The 9,223-nt window shown below is 73.9% G+C and carries 6 protein-coding genes; 3 read left to right on the top strand and 3 right to left on the bottom strand.

Features of this window, described 5'->3' with window-relative positions; genetic code table 11:
• Both ACQKIP_RS31220 and ACQKIP_RS31215 read left to right on the top strand, forming a co-directional pair.
• Nucleotides 1-1,403: glycoside hydrolase family 15 protein (locus ACQKIP_RS31220; protein ID WP_427744805.1), on the top strand; the 1,403-nt coding region annotated here is incomplete at its 5' end.
• A 137-nt stretch (nt 1,404-1,540) separates the two neighbouring features.
• Complete coding sequence (locus tag ACQKIP_RS31215) at nt 1,541-3,178, top strand: PucR family transcriptional regulator (protein ID WP_365859887.1); 1,638 nt, start codon at nt 1,541-1,543, stop codon at nt 3,176-3,178.
• Nucleotides 3,179-3,225: 47 nt separating this feature from the next.
• Here the strand turns inward: ACQKIP_RS31215 and ACQKIP_RS31210 are convergent, their stop codons facing one another.
• The 3 genes from ACQKIP_RS31210 to recN form a co-directional block, all read right to left on the bottom strand.
• Nucleotides 3,226-4,362, bottom strand: coding sequence for a glycosyltransferase family 4 protein (locus tag ACQKIP_RS31210; RefSeq protein ID WP_365859886.1), 1,137 nt, complete (start codon nt 4,360-4,362; stop codon nt 3,226-3,228).
• A gap of 510 nt (nt 4,363-4,872) precedes the next feature.
• Nucleotides 4,873-5,655 (bottom strand): hypothetical protein, encoded by a 783-nt coding sequence (locus tag ACQKIP_RS31205; RefSeq protein WP_365859885.1) that lies wholly within the window; start codon nt 5,653-5,655, stop codon nt 4,873-4,875.
• A gap of 100 nt (nt 5,656-5,755) precedes the next feature.
• Nucleotides 5,756-7,483, bottom strand: a complete 1,728-nt coding sequence (gene recN, locus ACQKIP_RS31200; RefSeq protein WP_365860168.1) for a DNA repair protein RecN — start codon at nt 7,481-7,483, stop codon at nt 5,756-5,758.
• A gap of 221 nt (nt 7,484-7,704) precedes the next feature.
• On the opposite strand from recN, the gene ACQKIP_RS31195 reads away from it, so the two are divergent.
• Entirely contained in the window at nt 7,705-9,054 is a 1,350-nt protein-coding gene (locus ACQKIP_RS31195; protein ID WP_365859884.1) for an FtsX-like permease family protein, read from the top strand.
• Nucleotides 9,055-9,223: the final 169 nt, after the last annotated feature.

The following is a 9,223-nucleotide window of genomic DNA, read 5'->3' as shown; positions in this document are numbered from 1 at the left end:
GGGTGCACAAGGTCGACGGGCGCACGGTGGCCGTCGCGGGCCCCGACTCGGTGTGGCTCGACACGTCCGCCGAGACCTTCGGCAAGGACCTGACGACGTACGCGGACTTCACGGTCTCGCCCGGTGAACGGATCGCGTTCACCATCTCGTGGCAGCCCTCGCACAAGCAGCCGCCCGCCCCCGCCGAGCCCGAGAACGCCCTGGTGGCGACCCAGGACTTCTGGCGCGAGTGGGTCGATCACTGCACGTACCACGGCCCCTACCGCGAGGCCGTGGTCCGCTCGCTGATCACGCTGAAGGCCCTGACGTACGCCCCCACGGGCGGCATCGTCGCGGCGCCCACGACCTCGCTGCCCGAGGACATCGGAGGCTCCCGCAACTGGGACTACCGCTACACCTGGCTGCGCGACGCCGCCATCACGCTCTCCTCGCTCCTGCGCACCGGATACCGCGAGGAGGCCCGCGCCTGGCGCGAATGGCTGCTGCGCGCGGTGGCGGGCGACCCGGAGAACCTGCAGATCATGTACGGCATCGCGGGCGAGCGCGAACTCGGCGAGGCCGAACTGGACTGGCTGCCGGGGTACGAGGGTTCGACCCCGGTCCGGGCCGGCAACGGCGCCGCGCACCAGCTCCAGCTCGACGTGTACGGCGAGGTCACCGAGGCCCTGCACCTGGCGCACATGACGGGCCTGGCCCGCAGCGACTACGCCTCGCTGCTCCAGCTCAAGCTCATCCGCTACCTGGAGTCGAACTGGGACCAGCCGGACGAGGGCATCTGGGAGGTGCGCGGCCCGCGCCGCCACTTCGTGCACTCCAAGGTGATGTGCTGGGTCGCCGTCGACCGCACGATCAAGCTCATCGAGTCCGGCGAGGCGGACGGTCCCCTGGAGAAGTGGCGCGAGCTGCGCGACGACATCCACCGGGACGTCTGCGAGAAGGGCTACGACAAGGAGCGCAACACGTTCACGCAGTCGTACGGCTCCAAGGAGCTGGACGCCTCGCTGCTGCTCATCCCGCAGATGGGCTTCCTGCCGCCCGACGACAAGCGCGTGATCGGCACGATCGAGGCGATCCAGCGGGAGCTCTCCACGCCGGACGGCTTCATCCTGCGCTACCCCACCACCGGTGACGACGCGGGCGTGGACGGGCTGGAGGGCGACGAAGGCGCCTTCCTTGCCTGTTCGTTCTGGATGGCGGACGACCTCGCGATGATCGGCCGGGTCGACGAGGCCCGCAAGCTCTTCGAGAAGCTGCTCGCGCTCCGCAACGACCTGGGGCTGCTCGCCGAGGAGTGGGACCCGCGCCTCCAGCGGCAGGTCGGCAACTTCCCGCAGGCGTTCAGCCACGTGCCGCTGATCGACACAGCGCTGCGTCTCACGGCCAGCGGGGCGTACGGCGGCTAGCGAGGCTCCTCGGACACGGGCGGCGACGGATTGTTCCGTCGCCGCCCGTTCGAGTTGTCGGGATATGAGCGGAACAGATCACTCCCGTAACCGGTCGGAGATGTTCCCGGGACGTATCCGCAGGTACCGTCCGCTCCATGGAAAGTCAGGGCACGCAGGGCACTCAGGGCGGGATCACCGTGCAGCGGGCCCTGGAACTTCCGGGGCTGCGCGGCGGGCTCCCCGAGGTGGTCGCGGGCGCGGAACGGCTGCAGCGCACGGTGCGGTGGGTGCACGCGGGCGAGGTGCCGAACATCGCCTCGCTCCTCAAGGGCGGCGAACTGCTCCTGACCACGGGCCTCGGCCTCGGCGCACGCCCCGCCGAACAGCGCGTCTTCGTACGAAAGCTCGCCGAGCGCGGCATCGCGGCACTCGTCGTCGAGCTCGGCCCGCGCTTCACGCGGCTCCCCGCGGCGATAGTGGAGACGGCGCGCTCGGCGGGCCTTCCGCTGGTGCAGCTGCACCGCGAGGTCCCCTTCGTGACGGTCACGGAGGAAGTCCACACCGAGATCGTCAACGGCCACTACGCACTGCTCCAGCGAGCCGACGAGGTCCACCGGCGCTGCACGGAGGCGCTGCTCGGCGGGGGCGGCATTCCCCAGGTCCTCGGCGTGCTCGCGGACTTCAGCGGCAACCCCGTGTTCCTGGAGACGGCGGACGGGCAGCTGCTCTACGCCGCCGGGGCGGGCACCGAGTGCGCCGACCCCCTCCAGGTGTGGGAGGGGCTGCGGGGCCACCACAAGGACGGGCCGCCCGCGGGCGCGCTGCTCGTCGACGTGCCGGGCGGCGGGCCCGGCTCCGGGTCGGTGCGCGCCCGGCTCGTGCTCCTCGCCGTGGAGTCCGCGCTGCTTCCGGTGCACCGCATCGCGGCGGAGCGGGCCGCGGGCTCCCTCGCGGTGGTCCTGATGCAGGCCCGGCAGGAGGAGGAGCTCGCCGCGCGCGGCCGGGGCGACTTCCTGACCGATCTGGCAGAGGGGCGGATCAAGCCCGACGACGCGCCCGCCCAGGCGCGGGTGCTCGGTTTCAAGCCCGGCGAGAGTCCCCTGCTGCCGGTCGTGATGCGGCTCGCGGACGGTCTGCCGCCCGGCGGGGGCTGGGCCGTGCTCGCGCGGGCCGTGGCGGAGGAGCTCGCGGCGGTGGGGGTGCCGGTGCTGCTCGGCGTACGTCCGGTCGAGGGGCGCGTGCCGCTGCTCCTCGGACTCCGCTCGGAATCCGAACGCACCGCGGTGGCCGACCGGGTCGCCACCGCGCTGCGGGCGGGCGTCGAGCGGGCGGGCATGCAGCGGGCCGGGGCGCTGCCGCCGGTCGTGGTGGTCGGGGTCGCGGGCGGCTGGGCGGCGGCCTCGGCGGGGCTGCGGCACGCGGCGGAGACGGCGACGGCCGCGCAGGGCCTCTCGGACCGCCCCTGGTACGACGCGCGGCGCCTGGACATCGACCTGCTGCTGTGGCGCCTGCACAACTACGACGACTCGGCGCTCGCGGCGTTCGTGGACCGCGCGATCGGCCCGCTGCGCGCCCACGACCAGCGCTCGAAGCCGCCGCTGCTGCCCACTCTGCAGACGTATCTGGCGCATGCGGGACGCAAGGCGGAGACGGCGCGCGAACTGCACCTGAACCGCCAGACGCTCTACAACCGTCTCGCCAGGATCAGCGAACTCCTGGGCACGGACCTGGACGACCCGCAGACGGTGCTCGCGCTGAGCCTGGCGCTGCGGGCGCGGAGGCATGTGGCGTAGCGGCCGTCGGCCAGCCGTCAAGGCCCGTCAGCGGCGCCGCGTGCCGGCTACAGGGCCAGCGGCTGCGTCAACTCGTCGTAGACGCTGAGCACTTGCGTGACCGTCTCGTCCTCGGTCGGCCAGGTCGCGGCCTGGGTCGTCCCCTTGTCCTTGAGCTGCTCCCTGAGCACGGGGTCGGCGAGGAGGCGGGCGACAGCGGTGGCCAGGGCCCCGGCGTCGCCGTACGGGACGAGGACGGCCGCGTCGCCGACCAGTTCGGGGATGCCGCCGACGGCGGTCGCCACGAGCGGCACGCGCGCGTGCAGGGCTTCCTGGGCGAGTACGGAGCGGGACTCCCAGCTGCTGGGCAGCACCACGAGGTCGGCCGCGGCGAGCATCTCGGAGATGTCGTCGCGCCGCCCGACGAGCCGGGCCGGCAGGCCCTCGCCCTCGATACGACGCTGCAGCGCAGCCCGCTCGGGCCCCTCACCGGCGATGACGAGGAGCGGCAGGGGGTCGAGATGGCGCCACGCGCGGGACGCCTCCAGGAGGACGTCGTAGCCGCGCTGTCGTTCGAGCGTGCCGACCGTGACGACCAGCGGCCGGTCGACGGCACCGATCTCGGCGCGCGCCTTGTGCCGCAGCCCGTCGGCCTCCTCGGCCGCGTCGGCGGCCGCGCGCGGCGCGGGGAACGTGACGGGGGCGAGGCGGGCGTCCCGCGCGCCCCTGCTGCGGGCGCGGTCGACGAGGTCGGAGGAGGTGCCCAGGACCACGGCGGCGGCCTTGGCGACGCGTCGCTCCAGAAGGTGCAGGAGGCGGGCGCGGGCGCCTTCCGCGTGCGCGCGGGTGTGCCAGGTGACGACGAGGGGGATGCGGCGGCCGGTGAGCGCGAGGGCTGCGCGGAGTGCGGCATGCAGTCCGTGCGCGTGTACGAGGTCGGCGTCGGCGCAGGCCATGCGCAGGGAGGCGACGGACGCGGGGTCGCTGCTGCGGGGTACGTGGACGTGCCGGGCGCCGGTGCCCGTCAGGTCGTAGGCGCTTGCCGCCTCGCTGGGGGCGCAGACCGTGACCCGCACGCCCCGCGCGGCGAGGCCCGCGGCGAGCGACCTGACGTGCGCACTGCTGCCCGCGCTGCCACCGCCCAGTACCTGCACGGTGTGCAGCGGGGGCTGGCCGTGCGGCGACTGGCTGCTCACGTGGCTCACGTAGCCGGGGCTCCTGGGTTCGGCGTCGGGGGGCTGCGCCAAGGATGCCAGCCCGCACGGACGTTCCGGCACCACTGAAAGGTCTCTTCCGTGTCGCGACGGGCAACTCCCTGACCCGGTTCACCCACACGGGCGATGACAAAGCGTTTCCAACACCACGGATGCCGTGAGCCGCCCACATCTCCACAAGAAGCCCAGACCACCAACAAACCTTCCGGACCCCTCGGAGCCCCGCAAGGGCCACGGGGCTGCGCGGGGCCCGTAAGCGGCACGGGGAACTACGCGAGCCCCCGTAAGGAACGCGGGCAACTACACGAAGCCCCGTAGGGGGCGCGGGGAACTGCGCGAAGCCCCGTAGGGGGCGCGGGGAACTGCGCGAGCAACCCAGAAAGAACCCGCACCCGCCAACGCACGCCCGCAGGGCAGACGCCCCCGCGAAGACCAGCCGGCCCGCAGGGCACACGCACCCACGAACCTCAGCCAGCCCGCAGGGCACAGGCACCGCGAACCTCAGCCGCCCGCAGGGCAGGACGCCGCCACGCTGATCCGCTCCCCGCACACCGCCGCCCCCACGACCGCCGCCGCGTGCACGACCAGCCCCACCCGCCCGTTGCCCGCCACGATCGCCGCACCCAGCACCGCGCCCAGCGCATGCGCCCCCGCGTCACCGATCATGGCGCGCTCCCCCACATCCTCCGGGAGCACGGCCCCCGCGGCGCCCACGGAAGCGGCGGCGAGAACCCCGGCGGCGCCCTTGCGCAGCAGCCCCGGCGCGGCCAGCGCCACCACCGCTCCGGCAGCCCTGCCCGGACGTACGTCCACGAGGTTGACGAAGTGCGCCGTGCCCGCGATCACCACGCCCGCGAGGACCTTGTCCACCGGCCGCTCCTTGAGCAGCCCGCCCGCGGCGAGTCCCGCCGCGGAGACCCCGAACAACTTCACGGCCCCGCTGGTCACTTCACCGTCCCGCAGGGCCCCCAGGTGCGCCCGGAAACCCCGGCGCGGATCGCCCTGGCCCGCCACGTCGTCGTACGCCCCGCAGGCCCCCGCGCCCAGCACGGCGAGCGCGACGGCACCGCGGACCCTGGCCGGCAGCGCCACGGCCCCGGCCGCGGCACCGAGGGCGGCGGCCGGCCCGGCGTACAACTCCACCGTCCGCCCCGCGTAGTTCTTCCGCTGCCAGCGGCCGGGCCCGCCGGGGGCACGCGAACGCAGGGCGGCGGTGGCCGCGCGGGTGACGGCGGCTGCGGCGAGAAGGGCGGTGGAGCGCCGGGCGGACTCGCGGTCGATCATGCGGGCCAGCCTACGGTCAGCCCGTCCGGCGCTTGAGGACGAGCCCGGCGCAGCCGGTGACCGACGGTACGCAACAAACCCCCGAAGGCGCCCCCGCCCGCTACCCGTCCCCCCGAGCCGTCGCCAGCAGCTCCTCCGCGTGGGCCCGCGCGGTCTCCGAGTCCTCCTGGCCGGCCAGCATCCGGGACAACTCCCGCACCCGGTCCTCCCCTTCGAGCACGAGCACCCCGGACCGCGTCACGGACCCGTCGTTCGTCTTCTCGACAAGCAGCTGCCGGTCCGCGAACGCCGCCACCTGCGGCAGGTGCGTCACGACCACGACCTGCGCGGACTTGGCGAGCCGTGCGAGCCTGCGGCCGATCTCGACCGCGGCCTTGCCGCCGACGCCCGCGTCGACCTCGTCGAAGAGGTACGTAGGAACGGGGTCCGTGCCCGCGAAGACGACCTCGACGGCCAGCATCACGCGCGACAGCTCACCACCGGACGCGCCCTTGGCGATCGGCCGCGGTGGGGCCCCCGGATGCGGGGCGAGGAGAAGCTCGACCTCGTCGACGCCCGCCGGACCGTACGCGACGAGGCGTCCGTCCACCGGCACGCCGTCCGCGCCCTCCGGCACCTCCGTGGCGGTGATGTCGATCGTCACGCGCGCGTGCGGCATCGCGAGCGAGGACAGCTCTTCGGTGACGGCGGCCGCGAACCGCGACGCCGCCTCCTGCCGCGCGTCGGTCAACGCCTGCGCGAGCCCGGCGAGTTCGCCCCGGAGCGCGTCCCGCTCGGCGGTCAGCTCTTCGAGACGGTCGTCGTCGCCCTCGAGTTCGGTGAGCCGCGCGGCGCCCTCCTGGGCCCAGGCGAGCACGGAGTCGATGTCGGCGCCGTACTTCCGGGTCAGCTGGGTCAGCGCGGCCCGCCGCTCCTCCACCGCCGCCAGGCGCAGCGGATCGGCGTCGAGGTCATCGGCGTACCCGGCGAGTTCCCCCGCCACGTCGCCAAGGAGGATCCCGATCTCGCCGATCCGCTCGGCGAGCGAGGCCAGGGCGGGGTCATGGGAGCGCACCGCCTCCAGCGCCCGGTGGGCGCCCGCCACGAGTGTCGTGGCGTCGACCCCCTCCGGGTCCTCGGGGATGCCCGCGAGCGCGGCGTGCGCGGCCGTGGCCGCGGAGGCGAGGGCCTCCGCGTGGCCGAGCCGCTCGGCCTCCGCGGCCAGTTCGGTGTCCTCGCCCTCGCGCGGCTCGACGGCCGCGACCTCTTCGAGGCCGAAGCGCAGCAGATCGGCCTCCTGGGCCCGTTCACGCGCGCGGGTGGTGATCTCGTCGACCTCGGTCGTCACGGCCCGCAGCCTGCGGTAGGCCGCCGTGTACTTGGCCAGCGGGACGGTGACCGCGTCGCCCGCGTACCGGTCGAGCGCGCCGCGCTGCCGGGCCGGCTTGAGCAGCCCCTGCTGGTCCGTCTGTCCGTGCACCGCCACAAGGTCGTCGGCGAGTTCGGCGAGGAGGCCCACCGGGACCGACCGACCGCCGAGATGCGCCCGGGATCTGCCCTCCGCCGAGACGGTACGGCTGATCAGCAGCGCCCCGTCGTCGAGTTCGGCACCCGCCTCCTCCGCGCGCACCGCGGCCGAGGCTCCCGCGGGCACGGTGATACGCCCCTCCACCACCGCCGCCTTCGCGCCGATCCGCACCAAAGCGGGATCCGCGCGTCCGCCGAGCAGCAGGCCAAGGCTGGTGACCACCATCGTCTTGCCCGCACCGGTCTCGCCGGTCACCGCTGTGAATCCCGGCGACAGCTCGACCACCGCGTCGTCGATGACTCCGAGCGACCGTATCCGCATCTCCTCCAACACGGACACGACCTTACGAGGTCATGGGCCTGGTGTGCGACGGCCCCTGGCCCGCTTCCCCCTTCCCGGCACGAACACGCTGGTGGCAAAGGCGGACCGAACGGACGCTGTCACCCGCGGGGGTGGGGTTTTCCGGGGTGGGGATTACCCCACCATGATCTTCCTGGCAGCCTCCTGGTGCACGGCGGACCCGGCCCGCCACCATGATCGGTATGGGAACGGGACTGGCACGGGCGGCGCTGCGCGCGCATCGCCCGGCATTTGCGGGCACGGCGGTGGCGGCGCTCTTCGCGGCGACCGTCGTGAGCGCGTCGACGATGATGCTCGGCGCGACGGGCACCGACGGCCTCTCCGCGCGGGCACGCGGACAGATAGCCGCGAACGGCGTCGCGGACATGGCGCTCGTCCTGCTGATCGGCTCGATCTACATGTCGATATTCGTGGTCGCGTCCACCATGGGCACGGCCGTCACCCAGCAGCACCGCGAGCTCGCCATGGTGCGCTCCATCGGCGCCAGGCCGCGCCAGATCCGCCGCGCGGTGGCCGGCCAGGCCCTCGCCGCGTCGATCCCGGCAGCACTCGCGGGCTTCGTCCTGGGCGGATTCGCCGCTCAGTGGTGGCACGCGGGCATGGTCTCGCACGGACTGCTCCCCTCCGAAGCCGGCTTCCGCTTCAGCTGGGTCGCCCTGCCGGTCTGCCTGGGCGTGGCGGTGGTGACGACGACGCTCGCCGCTCTCCTCTCGGCGCTGCGGTTCTCGCTGCTCAGCCCGGCCCGCGCGCTGAGCGAGGCGGCGACCGGCCGGCGGGGGCTCGGGATGCTCCGGGCTCCGCTCGGCGTGATCGCGGTCGTGGGGGCCTGCCTGGTCTCGGTGCTCCTGTCGAAGCAGCCCGCGGACGAGGCGGGTGAGGGGGCGTTCCTCGTCCTGATCCTCTTCTGCGCCGGCGCGGGGCTGCTCGGTCCGCGGATCATCGGGCCCGCGGCCTGGCTGGTCTCCGCCCTGGTGGGCCGGTTCGGCGGCAGCGCGCGCCTGGCGATGCTGAACGTCCGCTCGCAGCCCCGGCGTTTCTCCGCCGCGGTCGTGCCGCTCGTCCTGGTCGTGGGCTTCGGCCTGACCAAGATCGGCATACGCACCACGGCACAGCACCACACCGGTTCGGCGGGCAGCACGGGCGAGGTCTGGCTCGACTACGTGGGCACGGGCCTCTACGCAGGCTTCGCCGCGATCGCCGCGGCGAACACCCTCGCCATGATCTCCTTCGAGCGCCGCCGCGACGTCGCCCTGCTGCGCGTGGTCGGCAGCCGCCGGGCCCAGGTGCGGGCCATGGCGGCCTGGGAAGCCTTGGTCGTCGCGGGGACGGCACTGCTCCTGGGCACCGCGATAGCCCTCGGCACCCTGGCCCCCATCCTCAGCACGGCCTTCGGCTCATCGATCCCGTACCTGCCATGGACCATCCCGACGGGCATCGCGGCGGGCACCCTGCTCCTGACACTGCTGGCGACGGGCCTGCCGGTAAGCGCAGCCATGCGCAGACGGGCAATCGCAGTGGTCAGCTCCACATAGCAGCGCACGAACAACGACAGCCGACTGCGCCCCGTCAGGGGCGCGAGGAACTGCGCAACCAGCCACAGTCACCCCGCACGACACACACCACGCAGCCGCGCCCCGTCTGGGGCGCGGGGAACTGCGCGACCAGCCCCCACCGACCCGCGGTGTCCGGACAACCCAGCCC

Source organism: Streptomyces sp. NPDC059900 (assembly GCF_050270335.1).
GTDB lineage: Bacteria > Actinomycetota > Actinomycetes > Streptomycetales > Streptomycetaceae > Streptomyces.
This window is presented reverse-complemented; position numbering and strand designations above follow the sequence as displayed.